General features: G+C 63.2%; 20 protein-coding genes and 1 pseudogene. 9 read left to right on the forward strand and 12 right to left on the reverse strand.

What is annotated here, in order from left to right:
• Positions 1-121 precede the first annotated feature (121 nt).
• From HCN58_RS36730 to HCN58_RS12185, 3 genes and pseudogenes are all read left to right on the forward strand, one after another.
• A pseudogene (locus tag HCN58_RS36730) lies at positions 122-526 on the forward strand (NAD(P)-binding protein); the annotation flags it as partial.
• A 261-nt stretch (positions 527-787) separates the two neighbouring features.
• A complete protein-coding gene (locus HCN58_RS12180; RefSeq protein ID WP_171580343.1) occupies positions 788-2017 on the forward strand; it encodes an SAM-dependent methyltransferase in 1230 nt (409 codons plus the stop codon).
• Positions 2018-2108: 91 nt separating this feature from the next.
• Complete coding sequence (locus HCN58_RS12185) at positions 2109-3149, forward strand: cysteine synthase A (protein ID WP_171579636.1); 1041 nt, start codon at positions 2109-2111, stop codon at positions 3147-3149.
• Between the two features lie 104 nt (positions 3150-3253).
• Here HCN58_RS12185 and HCN58_RS12190 read toward each other — a convergent pair whose 3' ends face one another.
• The 4 genes from HCN58_RS12190 to HCN58_RS12205 are packed head-to-tail and all read right to left on the reverse strand — an operon-like array spanning position 3254 to position 7774.
• Positions 3254-3997 carry an amino acid ABC transporter ATP-binding protein gene (locus HCN58_RS12190; RefSeq protein WP_171579637.1) on the reverse strand — a complete coding sequence of 248 codons (744 nt, stop codon included), beginning with the start codon at positions 3995-3997 and terminating at the stop codon, positions 3254-3256.
• Between the two features lie 10 nt (positions 3998-4007).
• Positions 4008-5531 (reverse strand): amino acid ABC transporter permease, encoded by a 1524-nt coding sequence (locus HCN58_RS12195; RefSeq protein ID WP_171579638.1) that lies wholly within the window; start codon positions 5529-5531, stop codon positions 4008-4010.
• Positions 5528-6733 (reverse strand): amino acid ABC transporter permease, encoded by a 1206-nt coding sequence (locus HCN58_RS12200; RefSeq protein WP_171579639.1) that lies wholly within the window; start codon positions 6731-6733, stop codon positions 5528-5530. Before HCN58_RS12200 ends, HCN58_RS12195 begins: the two co-directional genes overlap by 4 nt.
• 24 nt (positions 6734-6757) lie before the next feature.
• The gene (locus HCN58_RS12205; protein WP_171579640.1) at positions 6758-7774 is read right to left on the reverse strand and encodes an amino acid ABC transporter substrate-binding protein; all 1017 of its coding nucleotides are present in this window, start codon (positions 7772-7774) and stop codon (positions 6758-6760) included.
• A 337-nt stretch (positions 7775-8111) separates the two neighbouring features.
• Here HCN58_RS12205 and metC point away from each other — a divergent pair, with 337 nt between their 5' ends.
• Entirely contained in the window at positions 8112-9305 is a 1194-nt protein-coding gene (gene metC, locus HCN58_RS12210) for a cystathionine beta-lyase (protein ID WP_171579641.1), read from the forward strand.
• A gap of 9 nt (positions 9306-9314) precedes the next feature.
• On the opposite strand, the gene HCN58_RS12215 is transcribed toward metC, so the two are convergent.
• From HCN58_RS12215 to HCN58_RS12240, 6 genes are read right to left on the reverse strand one after another with little or no spacing between them, the layout of a single operon-like run.
• Positions 9315-10346, reverse strand: a complete 1032-nt coding sequence (locus tag HCN58_RS12215; RefSeq protein WP_171579642.1) for a 4-hydroxythreonine-4-phosphate dehydrogenase PdxA — start codon at positions 10344-10346, stop codon at positions 9315-9317.
• Complete coding sequence (locus tag HCN58_RS12220) at positions 10343-11869, reverse strand: tripartite tricarboxylate transporter permease (RefSeq protein ID WP_171579643.1); 1527 nt, start codon at positions 11867-11869, stop codon at positions 10343-10345. The genes HCN58_RS12215 and HCN58_RS12220 overlap by 4 nt, the downstream gene beginning before the upstream one ends.
• Before the next feature lie 11 nt (positions 11870-11880).
• A complete protein-coding gene (locus tag HCN58_RS12225) occupies positions 11881-12363 on the reverse strand; it encodes a tripartite tricarboxylate transporter TctB family protein (protein ID WP_171579644.1) in 483 nt (160 codons plus the stop codon).
• Between the two features lie 11 nt (positions 12364-12374).
• Positions 12375-13367 carry a tripartite tricarboxylate transporter substrate binding protein gene (locus HCN58_RS12230; RefSeq protein WP_171579645.1) on the reverse strand — a complete coding sequence of 331 codons (993 nt, stop codon included), beginning with the start codon at positions 13365-13367 and terminating at the stop codon, positions 12375-12377.
• A gap of 52 nt (positions 13368-13419) precedes the next feature.
• On the reverse strand, positions 13420-14673 hold the full coding sequence (locus tag HCN58_RS12235; RefSeq protein ID WP_171579646.1) for a CaiB/BaiF CoA transferase family protein: 1254 nt from the start codon (positions 14671-14673) through the stop codon (positions 13420-13422).
• An 8-nt stretch (positions 14674-14681) separates the two neighbouring features.
• Positions 14682-15482 (reverse strand): enoyl-CoA hydratase/isomerase family protein, encoded by an 801-nt coding sequence (locus HCN58_RS12240; protein ID WP_171579647.1) that lies wholly within the window; start codon positions 15480-15482, stop codon positions 14682-14684.
• Between the two features lie 122 nt (positions 15483-15604).
• On the opposite strand from HCN58_RS12240, the gene HCN58_RS12245 reads away from it, so the two are divergent.
• From HCN58_RS12245 to HCN58_RS12265, 5 genes are all read left to right on the forward strand, one after another.
• Entirely contained in the window at positions 15605-16273 is a 669-nt protein-coding gene (locus HCN58_RS12245) for a GntR family transcriptional regulator (RefSeq protein ID WP_171579648.1), read from the forward strand.
• Between the two features lie 268 nt (positions 16274-16541).
• On the forward strand, positions 16542-17339 hold the full coding sequence (gene cpaB, locus HCN58_RS12250; RefSeq protein WP_171579649.1) for a Flp pilus assembly protein CpaB: 798 nt from the start codon (positions 16542-16544) through the stop codon (positions 17337-17339).
• A gap of 17 nt (positions 17340-17356) precedes the next feature.
• Positions 17357-18826: a type II and III secretion system protein family protein gene (locus tag HCN58_RS12255; protein WP_171579650.1), complete on the forward strand. Its 1470-nt coding sequence runs from the start codon at positions 17357-17359 to the stop codon at positions 18824-18826.
• Positions 18827-18866: 40 nt separating this feature from the next.
• Complete coding sequence (locus HCN58_RS12260) at positions 18867-19607, forward strand: CpaD family pilus assembly protein (RefSeq protein ID WP_171579651.1); 741 nt, start codon at positions 18867-18869, stop codon at positions 19605-19607.
• Positions 19604-20884 (forward strand): CpaE/TadZ family protein, encoded by a 1281-nt coding sequence (locus HCN58_RS12265; protein ID WP_171579652.1) that lies wholly within the window; start codon positions 19604-19606, stop codon positions 20882-20884. The genes HCN58_RS12260 and HCN58_RS12265 overlap by 4 nt, the downstream gene beginning before the upstream one ends.
• Before the next feature lie 38 nt (positions 20885-20922).
• Here HCN58_RS12265 and HCN58_RS12270 read toward each other — a convergent pair whose 3' ends face one another.
• Entirely contained in the window at positions 20923-21750 is an 828-nt protein-coding gene (locus tag HCN58_RS12270; RefSeq protein WP_171579653.1) for a tetratricopeptide repeat protein, read from the reverse strand.
• A 169-nt stretch (positions 21751-21919) separates the two neighbouring features.
• Positions 21920-22168, reverse strand: a complete 249-nt coding sequence (locus tag HCN58_RS37060) for a PilZ domain-containing protein (protein WP_171579654.1) — start codon at positions 22166-22168, stop codon at positions 21920-21922.
• Positions 22169-22206: the final 38 nt, after the last annotated feature.

Genomic DNA, 22206 nt, shown 5'->3' on the forward strand with positions numbered 1-22206 from the left:
TATAGGGCTTGGAACAATTTCGGGACGCCGCAGGGCCGCCGAATTCTTACGAAGATTTCATGGGTTTTTTCCCCTGTTCTAGCGTCCGACACCGGCTCATCGCACAGCGAGGCCCCGGCCTGTGGCCGATTTGAAACTCCGGGAACAGCCCCCGTATCTCGCACCGTGCAATGGAGGGCCCCAAAATGCGGGTCGCGGTGGTGGTACGGGAATCAGCGGCAATGCCGCGGCCTGGACCTTGTCGAAACATTATCCGGTCACCGTCTACGACCGCGAACTTAGGCCCGGCGGCCACAGCCATACCGTCAGCATCGACTATGATGGCGCGCGGCTTGCGGTCGACATCGGCTTCATCGTGTACAACGAACAGAATTATCCGGACCTCACGGCGCTGTTCGCCCATCTCGGCGTCGAAACCGTCGAAAGCTGCATGAGTTTTGCGGTGACGGCGGACACCGGCCGCTTCGAGTGGAAAGGCGGCGGCAATAACTGGTTCGAGACCACACGCGGGTTGTTCGCGCAGCCTCGCAACCTGTTGTCGCCCTCCTGTCTCTGGATGCTCCGTGACATCCTCACCTTCAACCAGCAGAGCATTGAGGAAGGCGCTGCGGCTCTGGCTCACGGGCATGCGGCTGGTCCCGCGGAAGGACGCAGCCTTCAATACTGGCTTGGCGACGGGCAAATCCAACGATTATACTTCGCCCGCGTTGTCCGCCCATGCCAAGGATTGAAGCAGGGCCGATCGGTCATGCGAAGTCCGGGTCAACCGACGTTCGATGGATCGCCCATGCCCGAGTTGATTTCGGTGACATCGGAAACTGTAGACGCGACGTTTCCGGAATTGCCCCGCATGGTCCGGCTGGCGCTGGGCTTTGGTTCAAAGCTGCAACATGGCACGCTCGACGTGACACTGGCCGACGGCCGCATGGTCCGATTGGGCGGCAACCGGCCGGGCCCTGCCGCCGTGATGAAGATTTACGATTACGGCTTTGCCTCGCGGCTGCTGCGCGGCGGCGACATCGGCATCGCCGAAGCCTTTCTGCGCGGTGAATGGGACACGCCCGATCTCACGCAATTCCTCTATCTGTTCTGCGTCAACCAGGACTGGATGCAGACGATGCTGGTCGCCAATCCGCTGACGCGCACCTTCCAGGCGGTCAGGCATTGGCTCAACCGCAACACCAAGCGGCAGGCTCGCCGCAACATCTATGCGCATTACGATATCGGCAACGCCTTCTATTCGGCGTGGCTCGATCCCAGCATGACCTATTCGTCGGCCCTGTTCGAGGACCACACGCCCGACCTGACGGCTGCGCAGCACAACAAATACCGCCGGCTCGCCGAGGCCATCGATCTGCGGCCGGGCCAGAAATTGTTGGAGATCGGCTGCGGATGGGGCGGCTTTGCCGAATACGCTGGCAAGACGTTCGGCGCGAAGGTCGTCGGCCTCACCATCAGCAAGGAGCAGCGCGATTTCGCGCAAGCGCGCATTCACAATGCCGGGCTCAGCGACAGGGTCGAGATCAAGCTCAGGGATTATCGCGACGAGCGTGATCGCTATGACCGGATCGTCTCGATCGAGATGATCGAGGCGGTTGGCGAGCAATTCTGGCCAAAGTACTTTTCACAGTTGCGCGACCGCCTGCTGCCGGGGGGGCTCGCCGGCATCCAGGCGATCACCATCCAGGACAGCCTGTTCCAGGCCTATCGCCGCGAAGTCGATTTCATCCAGCGCTATGTCTTTCCGGGCGGCATGCTGCCTTCGCCGCAGATCCTGAAGACGCTGGGCGAGCGCTTCGGCGTTCCCGTCATTCGCGAACGCATCTTTGGGCAAGATTATGCCAAGACGCTCGCGATCTGGCGAAGCAATTTCCGCGCGGCCTGGCCGAACCTGACGCCATCGGGTTTCGACGACCGTTTCCGTCGGCTGTGGGAATACTATCTGGCGTATTGCGAGGCCGGTTTCCTGTCCGGAAATATCGATGTGCGCCAGGTGGTGTTTGCGAAATCGGGCTGATCGCCCCTCACCAACGCTGGCTTGTGTGGCTGGCGGCCCTCCTTTAGGGTCGCCTAACGATTAGGCAAACAAAACCGGCGATTTCAAAGACATGGCCTTCAACAAAGACGTCATCGAAGCGATCGGCAACACGCCCCTCATCAAGCTGAAGCACGCTTCCGAAGCGACCGGCTGCACCATTCTCGGCAAGGCCGAATTCATGAATCCCGGCCAGTCGGTCAAGGACCGCGCCGGCAAATGGATGATCCTGGAGGCCGAGAAGCGCGGCGACCTCAAGCCTGGCGGGCTCGTCGTGGAATCAACCGCCGGCAATACCGGCATCGGGCTTGCTGTGGTCGCCAGCGCCCGCGGTTACCGCACGCTGATCCTGATCCCGGAAACGCAGAGCCAGGAAAAGAAGGACATGCTGCGGCTATGCGGCGCCGAGCTCGTCGAAGTGCCGGCGCTGCCCTACTCCAATCCGAACAACTATCAGCATGTCGGGCGGCGGCTGGCCGACCAGCTTCGCAAGAAGGAGCCAAACGGCGTGCTGTTCGCTGACCAGTGGAACAATCTCGACAACGCCAAGGCGCACTACGAATCCACCGGACCCGAGATCTGGGAGCAGACCGGCGGCAAGGTCGACGGTTTTATCTGCTCGGTCGGCACCGGCGGCACGCTCGCGGGCACCAGCCGGTTTCTGAAGGAAAAGAACAAGGACATCGTGACCGCCTGTGCCGATCCGCATGGCTTCGCGATGTACGAGCTGTTCAAGAATGGTACTGCCAAATCGACGCCAGGCGACTCGATCACCGAAGGGATCGGGCTGGGCCGCGTCACGCCCATCATCGAGACCGCTGTTGTCGACGACGCTTTCCTGATTTCGGACGAGGAAGCCGTAACAGTGATCTACGAGCTGCTCGAGCAGGAAGGTCTGTGCCTCGGCGGCTCGACCGGCATCAACGTGGCGGGTGCGATCCGGCTTGCTAAACAGCTCGGACCTGGCAAGACCATCGTCACCCTCCTTGCCGACTCCGGCGGCCGCTATCAGTCAAAGCTGTTCAATCCGGCGTTCATGCGCTCGAAGAACCTGCCGGTGCCGGCATGGCTGGAAAAGCGCACCAAGATCGACGTGCCGTTCGAGAAGGTGTGAGCGCGCGTTTGTAGCCCGGATGGAGCGGAGCGAATCCGGGGCGGTTTCACCGCGGCGATGCTGTCCCGGATTGCGCTGCGCTCCATCCGGGCTACGTCGCCCGATCAGTGCCTTAAGATCTGGCTCAGGAACAGCTTCGTCCGCGCGTGCTGCGGATTGGCGAAAAATTCCTGCGGCGTGTTTGACTCGATCACCTGACCGGCGTCCATGAACACGACGCGATTGGCGACTTCGCGGGCAAATCCCATTTCGTGGGTGACGACCAGCATGGTCATGCCTTCCTTGGCAAGATCGACCATGGTGTCGAGCACTTCCTTGACCATTTCGGGATCGAGCGCCGACGTCGGCTCGTCGAACAGCATCACTTTCGGGTTCATCGTCAACGCGCGGGCAATCGCCACGCGCTGTTGCTGACCACCGGACATCTGGCCCGGATACTTGTTGGCCTGATGCGGGATCTTGACCCGCTCAAGGAATTTCATCGCCATCGCCTCGGCGTCCTTTTTCGGGATGTTGCGCACCCAGATCGGCGCCAGCGTGCAGTTCTCCAGCACGGTCAAATGCGGAAACAAGTTAAAGCTTTGGAACACCATGCCGACCTCGCGGCGGACTTCGTCCACTCGACGCAGGTTCGGCCCGAGTTCGATGCCCTCGACCACGATCTGGCCTTCCTGGAATTCCTCCAGCGCATTGATACAGCGGATCAGCGTCGACTTGCCCGAGCCTGAGGGGCCGCAGATCACGATGCGCTCGCCCTTGGCGACATCGAGGTTGATGTCGCGCAGCACGTGAAAATCGCCGTACCATTTGTTGAGTGCGTTAATGCCAACGATCGAGTTTGCGGCCATGGTGATGTACTCAGTTGCGACGATGGGCGTTCAGCCGGTTCTCGACGAACAGCGAGTAACGCGACATCCCGAAGCAGAAAACGAAATAGATGATGCCGACAAAGGCAAAGCCGGTAAACAGCGTCGTCGGTGTCGACCACACCGGATCGGAGAACGAGGCGCGCAGACTGCCAAGCAGGTCGAATAGCGCAACGATCGAGACCAGCGAAGTGTCCTTGAAAAGAGCGATGAAGCTGTTGACGAGACCGGGGATGACATGCCGCAGCGCCTGCGGCATCACGATCAGCGCCGTAGTCTTGCCCCAGGACAAGCCGAGCGCGCTCGCTGCCTCCCCTTGCCCGCGCGGGATGGCCGCCAGACCCCCGCGGATGACTTCAGCCTGGTACGCACCGGCAAACAGCGCAATGCCGATCAGCGCGCGCATCAGCCCGTCGATGGTGAAGCCGGCCGGCACGAACAGCGGCAGCATATAGGTTGCAAAGAACAGCACGGTAATCAACGGAACGCCGCGCCAGAACTCGATGAAGGCAATCGAGAAGATCCGGATCAGCGGAATGGTGGAGCGCCGCCCAAGCGCGAGCGCAATGCCGACGGGCATCGAGGCGACGATGCCGACAACGGACACCACCAGCGTCACGAGAAGACCGCCCCAAAGCCGGGTATCCACCTCCGGCAATCCGCCACTGTCGAGCCCCATCACGGCGATCACGAGGCCGATACCGGCAAAGATCGACAGGCAGGCGGCCAACGGACGCCAGCCGGTACGCAGGCCGCCGCTGAGCCAGAATAGCAGGCCAGAGACGATGACGGTGGTCGCCAGGAGGTCAGCCCAGACCGGACGTCCGAAGGACTGGATCTGATCGCGCAGCCAGGTCAACGGCAGCAACACCCAGCCGACCAGCGTGCTCAGCAGCACGATCAGCTTGCCGATCACCCACAGCAACGGTCCAATAACGGCCGTTGTCTCGCCCGCCGCCACCAGCTTCCTGCCGCCGTCGCCGACGCTATCATTGAAGCCAGACAGCAGCCCGGCGGTCCAGCTCACGCCGAGGCCACCCAGTCCGCCGCCCCGCAGCAGGAAGAAGGCGACCGCGGGGAACGCCAGGAAGAACAGGACGGCGTTGGGACCCTTGGCCGGCAGCCGCGGAATCAGCAGCGGAACCAGCAGGATAGCCGCAAGAATGAAGGTCAGGTTGACGCGCCAGCGCTCCGGCTCCGGGTAGAAGCCATAGATGAACTGGTAAAATTTCGCTTGAATGAACGGCCAGCAGGCGCCGACCGGGCGTCCGACGTTTTCAGCGAGACAGGCCGTCCGATCCTTGCCGATCCAGACCGCATCGACCAGCGCGAATTTCACCGCGGGAACGACGACGACCCACAGCAATAACACGCTGATGATCGTGATCAGGATATTGGTCGGCGAATTGAACAGGCGCGTGCGCAGGAAGCCTATGAAGCCGGTGGTCTTCACGGGCGCGGGCCGCTCGGGCACGAGGTCTTGGCGGACGAATATGGATGAAGTGGTGTCGCTCATCCGCCCATGCTCCGGCTGATCCGCCATCCATAGAAACTCATGATTGCGCTCGTGACGAGCGAGATCAGGAGATAAACGCCCATGGTGATGCCGATGATTTCAATCGCCTGCCCGGTCTGGCTCAGCGTGGTGCCGGCGAACACCGAAACCAGGTCGGGATAGCCGATCGCGACCGCCAGCGAGGAGTTCTTGGTGAGATTGAGATACTGGTTGGTGAGCGGGGGCAGGATCACGCGCATCGCCTGCGGGATCACGATCAGCCGCAGCACCGAGCCGCGCTGCAGCCCGAGCGAGGAGCCGGCTTCCATCTGGCCTTTATGCACGGACAGAATGCCCGCACGCACGATCTCGGCGATGAAGGCCGCCGTGTAGGTCGACAACGCAAGCGTCAGCGCGACGAATTCCGGTATTACGCGCGAACCGCCGGCGAAGTTGAAACCCTTGAGGGCCGGGATTTCGAACGAAACGGGCGCACCAAAGATCAATGCGCTGAGCAATGGCAGGCCAATCAACAGACCCAGCGCATAGGGCCAGACCTTGATGAACTTGCCGCTCTGGAAGAGCTGGCGCCGGGCATAACGCCACAACGCGATCGTGGCGACGATCGCGATCAACAGGGCGAAGACGAAAGGCTCAAAACCGGGTTGGCCGATCGGCTTCGGAATTACCAGCCCGCGGTTGCTGAGAAAGAAACTGTCGAATATCGAAATGCTCTGCCGTGGATTGGGCAAAGCGGCGAGCACGGCGAGATACCAGAACAGGATCTGGAACAGGAGCGGCAGGTTGCGGATCAGCTCGACATAGCCGCCCGAGATCCGCGACAGCAGCCAATTCGGCGACAGCCGGCCGAGTGCGACGAGGAATCCGATCAGGGTGGCGAAGAAGATACCGATCGCCGACACCAGCAACGTGTTGAGCAGGCCGACGAAGAATACGCGCGTGTAGGGATCGGATCCCGAATACGGGATCAGGCTCTGGCTGACATCAAAACCCGCATTGTTGGCGAGGAAGCCGAAGCCCGCGGTGATCCGCTGCGCCTGCAGGTTGGCGCGGGCATTGGCGACGATCTCGTAGGAGATCCAGGCGAGCGCGGCGACGAACAGGAGTTGCAGCACAAAGCCGCTCCAGCCCGCCCGGCCGCCGAGCGCCCGCTGCAGCTTGGGCAAAAGCTGCGACGGTGGTTTTCGGGGTTCGATGGCCATCGCCGCAGCCCCTCTCGCTAGCGCTTAGCGGATCGGCGGTGCGTACTGGATACCGCCTTTGCTCCAGAGCTGGTTGAGGCCGCGGGCAATGCCGAGCTTGGAGCCGGAGCCGACATTGCGCTCGAAGGACTCGCCGTAGTTGCCGACCGCCTTCACGATCCGGACCAGCCAGTCCTTGGTCAGGCCGAGTTGCTCGCCCAGATTGCCGTCGGTGCCGACAGCGCGCTTGACTTCGGGCTTATCGGACTTGGCCACCTCGTCGACGTTCTTCTGGGTCATGCCGAGTTCTTCGGCGCCGACCATCGCATACAGCGTCCATTTCACGATGTCGAACCACTGGTCATCGCCATGGCGCACCATCGGTCCGAGCGGTTCCTTCGAAATCACCTCGGGCAACACGACGTGATCGGCTGGTGTGGCCAGCTTCAGCCGTTCCGCATAGAGCTGGGAGACGTCGGAGGTGAAGACGTCGCAGCGGCCGGATTCGTAGGCCTTGACGGTTTCGTCGGCGGTGCCGAACGCGATCACCTCATACTTCATGTTGTTGCCCTTGAAGTAATCGGCGAGGTTCTGCTCGGTCGTGGTGCCGGTCTGCACACAGACGGATGCGCTGTTCAGTTCCAGCGCCGAATTCACCTTCAGCGACTTCTTCACCAGAAAGCCCTGACCGTCATAATAGGTGACGCCGGTGAAGTTGGCGCCCAGCGAGGTGTCGCGCGACAGCGTCCAGGTGGTGTTGCGCGACAGCACGTCGATCTCGCCCGACTGCAGCGCGGTGAAGCGGTCCTTGGCCGAGAGCGGCACGAACTTGATCTTGGTCGCGTCGTTGAAAATGGCCGCCGCGATCGCCCGGCAAATGTCGACGTCGAGCCCGGTCCAGTTACCCTTGTCGTCCGGGGTCGAGAAGCCCGGCAGGCCCTGGCTGACGCCACAGGACAGCATGCCCCGGTCCTTGACCGTCTTGAGGGTTTGCGCCGAGGCGGCCTCGGCCGAGAGACCGGCGGCCAGGGCAAGGGTAACAACCAGAGATACGCGTTTCATGGGCAAGGCCTTTCAAGGGGGTCGTCCGGAGATCGTTTTTTTAGGCAACGCCTGACGTTGTGGGGCCAACCCGCTGATCCCGCGCTGAAAAGCGACATCCCGACCGTGCATTTGACGTGCCATTCGGTCGGGCGGTGGATCTGGTATCGCGGCAGGCCCCTCAACTTGCAGCGACTGTTAGTTGGCGCGCATCTCAGAACGACTGGCGTGCCGGGTCAAGGGGTTGACTGCCGTCTTCTGTCTCTTGTTATTAAGTCTCCCGGTCCCACCCGCCGCCTGACGGTGTTTTCGCGATCAAGTTGTGGCTGCGGCATAACGTCTTGGATAATGCAAACGCATGAGCTTTTCGAACGACGGCCCGTTCAACCCGCAAAAACCCGAAACCGGACTGGTCACCGCCGGTCGTGACACCAAGGGACAGAGGGGTTTCGTCAATCCGGCAGTGTACCACGGGTCGACCGTGCTCTATCCGACCGCGGAGGACCTGCACGCCCATCGCGCCGAATTCTCCTACGGGCGCCATGGCACCCCGACTACGCAGGCGTTGCAGAACGTGCTGATGTCGCTGGAAGGGCCGCAATGCGCAGGCGTCGGCCTGGCGCCGTCGGGCCTGGCCGCAATCACCACCACCCTGCTCTCGGTGCTGAAGGCCGGCGACCATCTGCTGGTGACCGACAACGTCTACCGGCCCTCGCGCAACTTCTGCAACGGCATGCTGGCCCGTTACGACGTCGAGGTGACCCATTTCGATCCGCTGGTCGGGGCTGGGATCGAAAAGCTGTTCAAGCCCAACACGCGTGCAGTGCTGGTCGAGGCGCCCGGCTCGCAGTCGTTTGAAATGAGCGACATCCCTGCCATCGCCGAAGTCGCGCATGCAAGGGACGCGCTCGTCATCGACGACAACACCTGGGCGACGCCATTGTTTCACCGCTCGCTCGACCAGGGCGTCGACATTAGCATGCAGGCCGCCACCAAATATATCGGCGGCCATTCCGACATTATGTTCGGCACCATTTCGGCGAACGCGAAAACTTGGCCGCTGCTCGCTGAGGGCATCCGCCTGCTCGGCGTTTGTGCAGGGCCGGACGACGTCTTCCTTGCGTTGCGTGGCACCCGTACGCTCTCGGTACGGCTCGCACAGCATTATCGCTCGGGCCTCGAAATGGCGCGCTGGCTTGCCGGCCGCCCCGAAGTCCTGCAGGTCCTGCATCCGGCGCTCGAAAGCCATCCCGGCCACGCGATCTGGAAGCGCGATTTCACGGGCGCCTCCGGCCTGTTCAGTATCGTGCTGAAGCCGGTGCCGCAGAAGGCGGTCGATGCCCTGCTCGATGCGGTCAAGCTGTTCGGCATGGGCTATTCGTGGGGCGGCTTCGAAAGTCTTATCATTCCGTTCGACTGCAATGAATATCGCACTGCGACCAAATGGTCTCCCGGCGGGCCGACGCTGCGGCTCCACATCGGCCTGGAGAATATCGACGACCTCAAGGCCGATCTCGAGCGTGGCTTTGCGGCGTTGAGGGCCGCCGCCTAGACAGGCGCCTCACGCGGCGCGATTTCCCACCCTGGCCGCGCCCGCCATCTCAGCCGCGAGCAACAAAGCCGCGCGGCTGGCACCAACCGAGGCGACACCCTGGCCTGCGATGTCATAGGCTGTGCCATGGGCCGGCGTGCAGATCGGAAACGGGAAGCCGCCGAGGATCGTAACGCCGCGATCGAAACCCATCAGCTTCATCGCGATCTGGCCCTGATCGTGGTACATCGTCAGCACCGCATCGAAGGCCCCGTTCTTCGCCCGCAGGAAAACCGTGTCGGCCGGAAACGGTCCTTCCGCCGCTATTCCGTCGGCCCGGCCGGCCATCACAGCGGGTTCGATCACGTCGATCTCCTCGCGGCCGAAATTGCCGCCGTCGCCTGCATGCGGATTGAGCCCGGCCACCGCGATGCGGGGCTCGGCAAAGCCGGCCCGTCGCATGCAGGCATCGGTCAGTTTCAGCGCGCGATGAATCCGTTCGATGGAGAGACGCGAGGCCACGTCCCTGAGCGGGATGTGCGAGGTGACGCGGGCATTCCAAAGCCTGTCGAGCACGTTGAACTCGCTGGCTGGCGTTTTCAGGCCAACAATCTCGGCGGAGAACGCGATCTCGTCGTCATACTCCGCGCGCGCGAGCCGCATCGCCTTCTTGTTGAACGGCGTGAAGCAGACGGCATCGGCCCGCCCGTCACGCGCCAGCGTGAGCGCGCGACGATAATTCTCCAGCGCGAACGCGCCGCCGGCTTGGCTCGCGACACCACGTTGGATGGTCGCGGGATCGAGATGGCCAAGGTCCATAAAGACGGCGTCACTGCCGATGGTTCGAGGGTCCGCAGATGGCGCTACATTTGGCAGGTCCGTTCTGACGCCGGCCACACGCGCGCCTTCGTCGAGAACGCGGCGGTCTCCGATCACGATCAGGCGTGCGCGGGAGCGGATTTCGTCGAGGCAGGCGAGTTTTGCGGTCAGCTCCGGGCTGATGCCGGCGGGGTCTCCCATTGCCAGCGCAATCACCGGCTTGCCGGGGCTATGCAGGTTCATATGATCCTCACCTTTTCATGAGCGGCTTCGTCCGATTTTCGCAGCAGACGCACGATCTGCAGAGCGAGCGGAAGCAGCAACAGCGCCATCCCTGCCAGGACGAGGGTCGTCACCAGCCGGTTCGCAAAGAATATCCCAAGCGATCCCTTGGACATCAGCATGGCCTGCCGGAACGCGTCCTCGGCCTTGTCACCGATCACAATCGCAAGCACCAACGGCGCCAGCGGATAATGCAGCTTCTTGAAGAGATAGCCGACGATACCGAAGCCGAGCATCAGGACGACGTCGAGATATGAGTTCGAGACCGAATAGGCGCCGACCACGCAGATGATGACGATCAGGGGCGCGATGACGGCGAACGGAATGCGCATGAGGGCGGCGAACACGGGAACGGTGAGCAGCACGAGCGCGACCGCGACGATGTTGCCGACATACATCGAGGCGATCAGCCCCCAGACGAAATCCTTCTGGTCGACGAACAGCATCGGTCCGGGGTTCAATCCCCAGATCATCAGCCCGCCCATCATGACGGCGGCCGTGGCCGAGCCGGGAATACCGAGCGAAAGCATCGGCAACAGCGCGCTGGTACCGGCGGCATGGTCGGCAGTCTCCGGCGCAATGATGCCCTCGGCCTCGCCGGTGCCGAAACGCGCGCCATTGCGCGAGAAGCGCTTGGCGATGCCATAGCTCATGAAGGAAGCCGCGGTCGGACCACCCGGGGTGATACCCATCCAGCAGCCGATGGCGGCGCTGCGCAGCAACGCAATGCCATGGTGCGGCAGACGGCCCAGCGCCCGGAAGACTTCCTTCCAGTCCACTCTCGACGATACCGCGCGGGCCTGAAACTCCTCCTCCACAGCGATCAGCAACTCGCCGATGCCAAACAGCCCCATGACGGCAACGACGAAGCTGACGCCCTTCACCAGTTCGTCGACACCCATGGTGAGCCGCACGCTGCCCGAGACCGTATCGATCCCGATCGCGGCGATGGCAAAACCGATCGCGAGTGCCACCACCGTCTTGATCGGCGCCGCGCCGCCCATGCCGACGAAACTGGCGAAGGCCAGGAAATAGACTGCGAAGTATTCGGGCGGTCCGAAGGCGAGCGCCACCTGCGCCACCCAGGACGCCAGAAACGTAATCAGGATCACGCCAACCAGCGCGCCGAACGCCGCCGAGCCGAAGGCGGTGGCCAGCGCCGTCGTCGGCCGGCCGTCACGCGCCATCGGATAGCCGTCGAACGTCGTGGCGACCGACGAAGGCTCGCCCGGGATGTTGAACAGGATCGACGTGACCGAGCCGCCAAACAGCGCGCCCCAATACATGCTAGAAAGCAGGATGATCGCCGACACCGGCTGCATGCCGAAGGTCAGCGGCAGCAACAGCGACACCCCGTTTGGCGCACCCAGGCCCGGCAGAACGCCGACGAGGATGCCGAGCAGGACGCCGACCACCATCAGCGTCAGATGCGGAACGGTGACCGCGATGGTGAAGCCGTGCAGCAGCGATTGAAGGTTTTCCATCGCCTGCCCCTTCAAAAACCGAACGCGGCGGCGAGCGCGCCGTGCGGTAGCGTCACCTGGAACATGCGCTCGAACACCACGTAGAGCGCAAGCGGCGTAACCGCGGCGATGACGAGCGCGCGCAAGACCGGTTGCCGTTTCGGCAAGGCCAGGACCGCAAAAACATAGCCCGCCGCGGCGAGATACATTCCAACCATGGGAATGACGGCCACGAAAATCGCGGCCGGAACGAACAGCCCCGCGAGGCGGCGCAACTCGGACGGCGTGACGGCTACCCTGACCATTGCGAGGGTGCCGCGTCCGAGCGCGCCCTGCCCCAAATTGTAAAGACTGCCGAGCACGATGATGATTCCGGTCAGGAACGGAAACGTACCGGCGTCGACGCCGGCACTCGACCAGCCGATGCCGTTGTCGATGCTGGACACGACGACCACAACACCGAAGATTCCGGTCAGCGCCCCGGCGGCAATCTCGAGCGCACGTCGTGATATCATCGCTTTCGGTCCTACTTCACCAGCCAGCCCTGTTCGCCCGCGACCTGCTTCACGTGTTCGAGGTCCTGCTTGATGAAATCGTCGAACGCAGCTCCGGTCAGGAACGTGTCAACCTGCGAGGTCTTCTCGATATAATCCTTCCATTCGGGCGTTGCCTGTACCTTCTTCATGAGATCGACGTAGAACGCCGCTTGCTCCGGGCTGACCTTGCCGGGCAGCCAAACCGTGCGCGGCTGCTCATATTGCGAGATCGCAAGCCCCTGCTCCATGCACGTCGGCACATCGCTCCAGCCTTCGGTGGCCGTGACCTTCGGCCCCTGCGGCAATCGCTTCGGGCTGAAGGCGCAGAGCGGGCGCTGGGTACTGCCGCGCCATTGCCCAAGGCTCTCGGAGGGATTGTTGACGTGCGCATCGATATGTCCGCCGGCCAGCTGCACGGCAGCCTCGGCGCCGCTCTTGAAGGGGATGTAGGTGAATTTGACGCGCGCCGCCTTCTCGATCATCCGCGTCAGCACCTCATCGGTGTCCTTGGACTGCGCGCCGCCCATCTTGAACTCGGTCGCGGCCGCGGCCTTCAGGAAATCACCCGCGGTCCTGTACGGCGCGTCCTGTTTCACCCACAGCAGGAACTCGTCCTGCGCCATGGCCGCGATCGGGGTGAGATCGGTGTAGTTGAAGGCGACCTTGGAGACGAGCGGCTGCTGCCACGCGTTCGAGGTGCCGAAGATCACCTTGTAAGGATCGCCGGCGGACGCCTTACCGTAGACATAGCCTTCCGCGCCGCTGCCGCCGCCCTTGTTGACGACTACGACCGGCTGGTCGGTCAGCTTATATTTGGTGATGATGCTCTGGACCGCGCGCGCGAGATTATCGGTGCCGCCGCCCGGCCCTGCGGTTGCGACGAACTCGATTGGCTTCTGCGGCTGCCAGGCCGCGGCGGCCGGAAGCGCGGCCGCGAGCATGAACGTTGCCGTGGACAGCACGAGTTTTGACGTGAGCTTCATAGTTTCCTCCGCGTAGGCATTTTTTATTTTCGTTGGTATTTTCGTCTTCTCGTCAGGCGACATGCTCCTTGAGGCCGGCCGATGCGGCAACGATCGCGCCCTCCCGCTCGAACGCGTCGATCTGCGCCTGATCAAAACCATGTTCGCGCAGCACTTCGCGCGTATGCTCGCCATAAACAGGCGCTCCCGAACGCACCTTGCCGGGCGTCGCGGAGAATTTGACCGGCAGTCCAATCGTCTTCACCGGCCCGAGCGTCGAATGTTCGACCTCGACCACCATGTCGCGCGCCAGCGTCTGCGGATCGCTCAGCGCTTCCAGCATGTCGTGCACGGGGCCGCAGGGCACGCCCTTCTCGTCGAGTGCCGCCAGCCAATGCGCCCGCGTCTGTTTGCGGAAGCGCGCGCTCAGTTCGGCTTCGAGTTCCTTCAGATTCGCCATGCGGTCGGAGCCATTGACGAAGCGCGGGTCGGACGCCAGTTCGAGCGCGCCAAGCGCTTCCAGCATCAACAGCCAGTGCTTCTTGTTGGCGCCGCCGACCACAAGCCAGCCGTCGGATGCCTCGAACGCCTGGTACGGCGCGTTGAGCGGATGCGCCGAGCCCATGGCGCGCGGCGCCACATTGCTGGCGAGCGCAATCGTCGACTGCCAATAGGTCTGAACCAGCGCCGCCTCGTAGAGCGAGGTCTCCACCCATTGCCCTTCACCGGTCTTGAGCCGGTGCGAATAGGCGGCAAGGATGCCCATGCTGGCCAAGAGTCCGGCCGTGATATCGGACAGCGGCGGGCCACATTTCACGGGCGGACCGTCCGGCCGTTCGCCCGTGAAACTCATGATGCCGCTCATCGCCTGGGCGACCAGATCGAAGCCGCGGCGATGCCTGTACGGGCCGGTGCGGCCGAAACCGGACAGCGAGCAATAGATCAGCGCCGGAAAATTCCTATGCAGCTCCTCATAGCCGAAGCCGAGCCGCTCCATCGCGCCCGGCGCAAAATTCTCGACCAGCACGTCGGCGCCTGATATCAGCCGCCGCAGCACCTCCTTGCCGCCTGCGGTCTTCAGGTCGAGCACGATGCCCCGCTTGTTGCGGTTCATCATCAGGAAGGAGGCCGCCTCGTCGCCGATCTTCGGCGGCACCGAGTGCCGCGTGTCGTCGCCATTCGGCCATTTCTCGATCTTGATGACATCGGCGCCCATGTCGGCGAGCATCAGGGTGCAGGTCGGCCCCGCCATCACATGGGTGAGATCGATGACTTTGAGGCCGGCGAGCGGCCCCGAACGCGGTGTCGTGTCATTTTGAAGGGGCATGCGGGCTCCTATTGGCCGCGCCATTGCGGCGCGCGCTTGGTGAGAAACGCATCGAGCCCTTCACGGAAATCCTGGCTGGTGTAGCACATCAGGATGAGGTCCTCGCCCTCCTCGCGCGTCAGCCGTTGCTGCAGCCGGGCGACCGCCTGCTTGGTCGCGCTCAGCGTCAGCGGCGCGTTGCCGGCAACGAGCCTTGCGATCTCGTCGGCGCGCTTGTCGAGCGCGGCCAGATCATCGACGACTTCGTTAAGCAGGCCCACCGAGGCCGCCTCTTCGGCTTCGACGAGCCGTGCAGTAAAGATCAGATCCTTGACGCGCGCCGGGCCGATCAACGCTGTGATGCGGCTGACATTCGACATCGACAGGCAGTTGCCGAGCGTGCGCGCGATCGGAAACCCAATCCGCGTGCTTCTGGTGCCGATGCGCAGATCGCAGCAGGCGGCGATGCCCGCGCCGCCGCCGGTGCAGGCGCCGTTGATGGCGGCAATGGTCGGCACCCGGCAGGTTTCGAGAATGCCGAGCACGCGATCGATGCGGTTCTCGTAGTCGAGCGCGTCCTGCGGCGTGTTGAAGGCACGGAACTGGTTGATGTCGGTGCCCGCGGCAAACGCCTTGTCGCCGGCTCCTCGCAGCAGCAGCACCTTGATGGCATGGTCGCGGTTCGCCAGTTCGCAGATCTCGGCCAGCCGCTCGTACATCTCGAAGGTAAAGGCGTTGCGCGCCTGCGGCCGGTTGAAGGTGACCCGGCCGATGCCATCATCGACGGCAAATAGCACGTCATCCTCCCGTACCGTTACGTCCTGATCCATCCCGGCCAGCCTTTCTTAATGATTTTCACCAATTCTGAATGCAAAATGGCGACATATCAAGCTGGAACCGACAAAAATCCGGTGATATAACCGCTTTTGCATTCAAATTGGATTTTAAGGCGATGCTTCATGAGGAGGTCGTAAGCCGCGTCCGCGCCATGTTGCTCGACGGCGAGATTCCGCCGGGGGCGCGGATTCCCGAGCGCGACCTCTGTGAAAAGCTGCAGATCTCGCGCACGCCACTGCGCGAAGCTCTCAAGGTGCTTGCGGCGGAGGGCCTGGTCCAGTTGCTGCCGAACCGTGGCTCGCGCGCGGCCAGGCTGACCGACAAGGACATGCGCGACCTGTTCGAGGTGTGCCAGGGGCTTGAAGCGCTGGCCGGCGAGCTCGCCTGCGAGCGCATCACGGAAGCCGAGATTGCCGACGTCGCCGCCGCTCATACCGCCATGGTGCGGCACTACGGCGATCGCGATCTTCTGCAGTACTACCGCTGCAACCGCACCATCCACGAGGCGATCATCGCCGCGGCCGGCAACCCGGTGCTGTCAGGCCTCTATGAATCTGTCACCGCCCGCATTCGCCGCGCGCGCTACGTCACGCCGATGACGCCGCGACGCTGGGCGCTCGCGGTGCAGGAGCACGAAGCGATCCTTAATGCGCTGCAACGCCGCGACGGCGTAGGGTTGTCGCATATCCTGCGCGCGCATCTGCGCCACAAGCGCGAGGAGGTCTTGCAGGCCGGCTTCGCGGAGCAAGATGAGGCTCCCGCACCATGGCAGCGGCAGGCCTGAAGCCGACCAGCATCGGAAGCGTGCGCCGATCTCATTTGCGAATTCGACCGCTGACGCTCCCCAACCGAGCGGCCCCCGGCTTTTTGCGGGCCGGCCTGCGTCGAACGCTAACCACCCGTTCACCATGACGGCGAAACCCGCCCGCCTGATCAACCAAATAGTTCATCCCTCAAGTTCCCTTATACCTTTGATGCCTAGTCATGACCTTGAGGGGGGCCGTACTGCCGTGCAGTTCGGGGGCCCGGCGTAAGAGTAAGTTGTAAAGCGTATGAACATCGCACGTGTCGTCGTTCTGAGCATCGCATTGAGCGCCGGCGGCGTCGCCGCCTATCTCGCCCGTGGCACGGAAGAAAAATCCCGCCCAGCAGCCGAACCAGTCGTACAGTTGCCGACGGTGGAGATTCTGGTCGCGAAGTCCGAGATCGGGCTCGGCCAGCCCGTCAAGCCCGAGGACTTGCAATGGCAGAGCTGGCCGGCCGCGACCGCCGGCAGTAATCTAATCAACCGCGGCAGCCGAGCCGAGGCTATCAAGGAAATCGCCGGCTCGATCGCGCGCAGCCCGTTCTTCGCTGGCGAACCGATCCGCGAACAGAAATTGGTCAAGGCCAATGGCTCCGGATTCATGGCAGCCATCCTGCCGACCGGCATGCGGGCACTCTCGACCGAGATCTCGCCAGAGACCGGCGCCGGCGGGTTCATCCTGCCCAACGACCGCGTCGACGTCATCCTCTCCAAACGCGAAAAGAATCCGGACAGCAAGGGACCCGATGTCGTCCAGTCTGAAATCATTCTCTCCAACATCCGCGTGCTGGCGATCGATCAGGCGCCGAAGGAAAAAGAGGGCAGCAACTCCCTCGTCGGTCGCACCGCCACGCTTGAACTGAAGCCTGAGCAGGCCGAGACGCTGGCGCGGGCGCGCCAGAGCGGCACGCTGGCGCTCGCGCTGCGCAGCATCACCGATGTTAACGCGCCCGAGGGCCGGTCCGACGAACAGGTTCAAAAACGAAACGAGAGCGTCAACGTGGTTCGCTACGGAGTCGCCAATCAAACGACGGCACAGAAGTGACCGAAAGGACTCCCGATATGAAGTTTGGGGAAAATCAGTCAGCGATGCGAACCGTGGCGGCGCGCGCCCTGCTATTGTCGGCTGTCGCCGCGCTGACGCTCAGTCCGCTGCTGCCCGTCGTCGCAGCCGAGTCCGAGAAGGATCCGGTAACGACATCCGCTATCGGCCCGGTCAAGATGCGCTTCCTGTCGCTCGGTGTCGGCAAGTCGGTGATTGTCGACCTGCCGCGCGATGTGAAGGATGTGCTGGTCGCCGATCCGAAGATCGCCAATGCCGTCATTCGCTCCCCGCAACGGGCCTACATCATCGGCGGAGCCGTCGGACAGACCAACGTGGTGTTCTTCGACGGCGACGGCCAGCAGATTGCTTCCTACGACATCGCGGTCAAGCGTGACCTCAATGGCGTGCGCGCCGCGCTGCGGCAGTCGATGCCTGGCATCCAGATCGAGGGCGTCGGCGACAGCGTGCTGCTGACCGGTTCGGTATCGAGCCCGGTCGAAGCGCAACAGGCCGGCGAGATCGCCGCGCGGCTGGTCGGCGGCCCTGACAAGGTCGTCAACTCGATCGTCGTTCGCGGCCGCGACCAGGTGATGCTCAAGGTCACTGTCGCGGAAGTGCGGCGGGACATCATCAAGCAATTGGGTGTCGATCTCAGTGCCAGCATGAATTACGGCACCGCGGCGGTCGTTTTCAAAAATAGCAATCCGTTCACCGCCAACAGTGCACCGCTCGTCGCCGACAACGGCTTGACTGGGGCGGCCTTGAACAAAGCTGGTCTGCCAACGGTCACCGCTACCCTGCGCGCGATGGAGAGCGCGGGCGTGGTGCGGACGCTGGCGGAGCCAAATCTGACAGCGATCTCCGGCGAGTCCGCGACATTTATCTCCGGCGGCGAATTTCCCATTCCGACCGGCGTAAGCTGCCAAACATCAACGACTGGTGTCATTGGCGGGTGCGTCCAGACCGTCAGTTTCAAGAAATTTGGCATCTCGCTCAACTTCACGCCGGTGGTGCTGACCGAGGGACGGATCAGCCTGAGGGTGATGACCGAAGTGTCGGAAGTCTCGACCGAAAACGCTTTGCAGGGCGGTGCCGGCGGAACAACGATTCCCTCGATCAAGACGCGTCGCGCGGAAACCACGCTGGAAATTCCGTCCGGCGGCTCAATCGCGATGGCGGGACTGATCCAGGAACAAACCAAGCAGGCCATCAACGGATTGCCCGGCGTGGACCAGATACCGATTTTTGGACAGCTTTTCAGGAGCCAGGACTACATCAACCACGAGACCGAACTGATGGTCATCGTGACGCCCTACGTCGTTCGGGCCGTCGCGCAGAAAGAACTGTCGCGGCCCGATGACGGCTTCGCGCCGGCGTCCGACTCCCAGTCCGCGTTGCTCGGGCGCATCAACCGGGTTTACGGGCTTGCCGCCCGCCTCGATCCCGTCGGCGGAATCCAGGGCAATTTCGGCTTCATCATCGATTGAGACGCAGAACTGTTCACCGAGTGGGGACGAGGACAGAACGATGACAACGAGAACACCGCACCATCGCGTCAAAGCCTCGCGCATGCTTGGCGCCGTGCTGGGCCTTTCGGCGGCGCTCGGCGCCTGCACGCCGCAGACCGCGGAAGTCTTGACCGCCAGCGTGTCCGATGATTACCGCCAGCGCCATCCGATCGCCGTGACTGAAGCCAACCGCTCGATCGTGGTGTTCGTCGGACATGCCCGTGGCGGCCTCTCCGGCTCGCAACGCATCGACGTCATGGGCCTGGCACAGAGCTGGGTCCGGGAAGGCACCGGGGCGATCATCGCCGATGTCCCGGTCGATACGCCAAACGCGCGCGCGGCTGCGGCGTCGTTTCGGGAAATTCAATCGGTGCTGATGGCGGGTGGCGTGCCCTCGCGCGCCATCACGATGCGTCACTACCGGCCCGACGATCGCCGCACGCTGCCGACGATCAGGCTCAGCTATCCGAAGATCACGGCCGTGGCAGGACCTTGCGGCCTGTGGCCGCAAGACCTCGGACCGAATATCGACAATGTCACCTACAACCAAAACCGGCCCTACCACAACTTCGGTTGCTCCACCCAGCGCAACCTTGCGGCGATGATCGACAATCCCGCCGATCTCGAGCAGCCGCGTCCCGAGAGCGCCGCCTATACGCCGCGGCGCGACATCGCCTTTGAAAAATATCGCAAGGGCGCTTCGACCGCGACCACCTACCCCGAAGCCGACAAGGCCAAACTCAGCGATACAGGCAAATGATCAGCCGCGTCTTTCAAAACTCCGACGATCAACTGGACGACACGCCGGCGCCCGAAGAATACATCTCGCCGGCGCCACGCGTATCAGTACAGGCCTTTTGCGCCAGCGTCGCGATTGCGACCGCGGTGCGCGCGGCGAGCGAAGACCGCCGTCTCGGCAAGGTCCACCTTTCGGTTCACATGGGCGGCATTGCCGCCGCCATCGAGGCCTACCACACGGCGCCGACGCCGAACGTGATCTTGCTGGAGACCGAGCCCGGCAGCGACATCCTCGAGGGGCTCGATGAACTCGCGACTGTCTGCGACGCAGGAACGCGCGTCGTCGTGATCGGCAGCGCCAACGACGTCACGCCCTATCGCGAACTGGTGCGGCGCGGTATCAGCGACTACGTTACCGGACCGATCCAACCTATCGACGTCGTGCGCGCAATATGCGGCCTATACGCGGCCTCCGAGGCCGTGGCCGTCGGCCGCATCATCGCCGTCGTCGGCGCCAAGGGCGGCGTCGGTGCCTCCACCGTCGCGCACAACGTGGCCTGGGCGATCGCGCGCGATCTTGCGCTCGATTCCGTCGTGATCGATCTCGACCTCGCCTTCGGCACCGCCGGCCTGGATTATAACCAGGATCCGGTTCAAGGTATCGCCAATGCCGTCTTCCAGCAGGAACGGCCGGACTCCGCCTTCATGGAGCGCCTGCTGGCGAAATGCACCGACCGCCTCGATCTATTGGCAGCGCCGGCAACATTGGACCAGGTCTATGATTTCGGCGCCGATGCGTTCGATGCGATCTTCGATACGATGCGTATGACGACCCCCTGCATCGTGCTCGACGTTCCCCACCAATGGTCGGCATGGACCAAGCGCACGCTGGTCGGCGCAGACGACATTCTGATCGTCGCCGAGCCCGACCTCGCCAATATGCGCAACACCAAGAACATGCTGAACGTGCTGAAGGCGGCGCGGCCCAACGACCGGCCGCCGCTCTACTGCCTCAACCAGGTCGGCATGCACAAGCGCCCCGAAATCTCCGTGCGCGAATTCGCCAAGGCGATTGAGGGCCAGCCCATCGCGGCTATTCCGTTCGATTCGAAAATGTTCGGCACTGCCGCTAATAACGGCCAGATGATCGCGCAGATCGCCGCCAAACATCGCACCACCACGATGTTCCTTCAGATGGCGCAGCGCCTGACCGGCCATGCCGTGACCAAGCGGTCCCGCACCTCGTTCCTGACGCCGATCATCAAGAAGTTGCAGGGCAAGACGGCGCGCAGGGCTTGAGCAAAGAACGACGGCGGCAGCGGCTTGGCCGCTGACGCCTACTCGGATCGCGACGCCGCGGCGATCGGCATCTTCCCGACCTCGGCCCGCGCGTTCTCCCTGTCTTTCCGCGCCAGGATCTGTTTCAACTGCGCGACGTTGGCCGCGGCCTCGGCGGGCGGCAGGTCGGCTTTCACGATCTTTTCGGCATCGGCGACACGGCCCTGCAGGCCGACCGCCAGCGCAAGATTGGCGCGCACGCGCGGATCGGTCCCGGCCAGGCTGTGGGCGCGGCGCAGCGTCTCCTCGGCCCTGGGCAGATCTTTCGAAAGCACGTAGGACAGTCCGAGATTGGACAGCACGGACGGATGGTCGGGCACGATTTTCAGCGCGCTCGCATAGTATTGCCGCGCCTCCTCGTATCGGCCGAGTTGATCCAGTGTTGCTCCCTGCGCCGAGAGCAGCCGCCAATCGGGATCGTCGGGACTGTGGGCGCGGCCGAGCACGTCGAAGGCCTGCTGGAAATTGCCATTATCCGCCAGCGCGCGGCCGTAGGCGGCGAGCAGCAGCTTATCGCCTGGATGGACGATGGAAGCTTGTTCGAGCACCGCAACCGCCTGCGACCGCTGCCCCGTCGCGCGGAGCGCCGTGCCGTATTTCAGTGCCGCGTCGGCATCCCTGGGATTGGCGCGGTAGCGCTCCTGGTAGAGTTCGACCTCGCGGCGCGGATCGGCGGCGCGGCTGGTGTCGGCCTTCTCGCCGATCGAACCGGTGATGTCGCTTAGCCCCGAAGTCTGGCAGCCGCCAAGCCCCAGCGCCATGATCAGAGTGGATGTGCACGCAAGAAGTCGCGCGACGCGGGACGGATGAGACAACTTCTGAAACATGCACCTGGACTCACGGCGGAACTGTCCAGATACGCTCACAGCTTAACCCTAAGTTCAGGTTAAGCCGGCCCGTTTTTGCCGCAATTGGCGACCCTCGCAGGCGCCTCGCGCCGGCACGCGCTTGCCGGCCCGTTCCGGGCCGATCGCACCAGCGGGGCCGCCGAGCCGCCTAGTCGAGGAATTGCGCGCCGAGTTCGCAACCGATCCGCCAGGCCAGCTTGCACTGACGCGGCCTTCCCTCCGAAAAGATCACCGTGAATTCGGGAGGAATTTCGGGATACTCGGCGATGATCTTCACGCCGCCATCCGACATGTCCGTAATCATGCAGTCGCGCGGCAATCCGCCGGTCGCAAACTGTATTTTCGCAAAGTTTCTGCACGCACGTCGTTCGCTTCTGCGGCGATTCGCTGCCAACATGTCGGTCCCTGACCCTGCTTGATGGATTCACTCTTAGG

The sequence above is a fragment of the Bradyrhizobium australiense genome (assembly GCF_013114825.1).
Classification (GTDB): Bacteria; Pseudomonadota; Alphaproteobacteria; order Rhizobiales; family Xanthobacteraceae; genus Bradyrhizobium; species Bradyrhizobium australiense.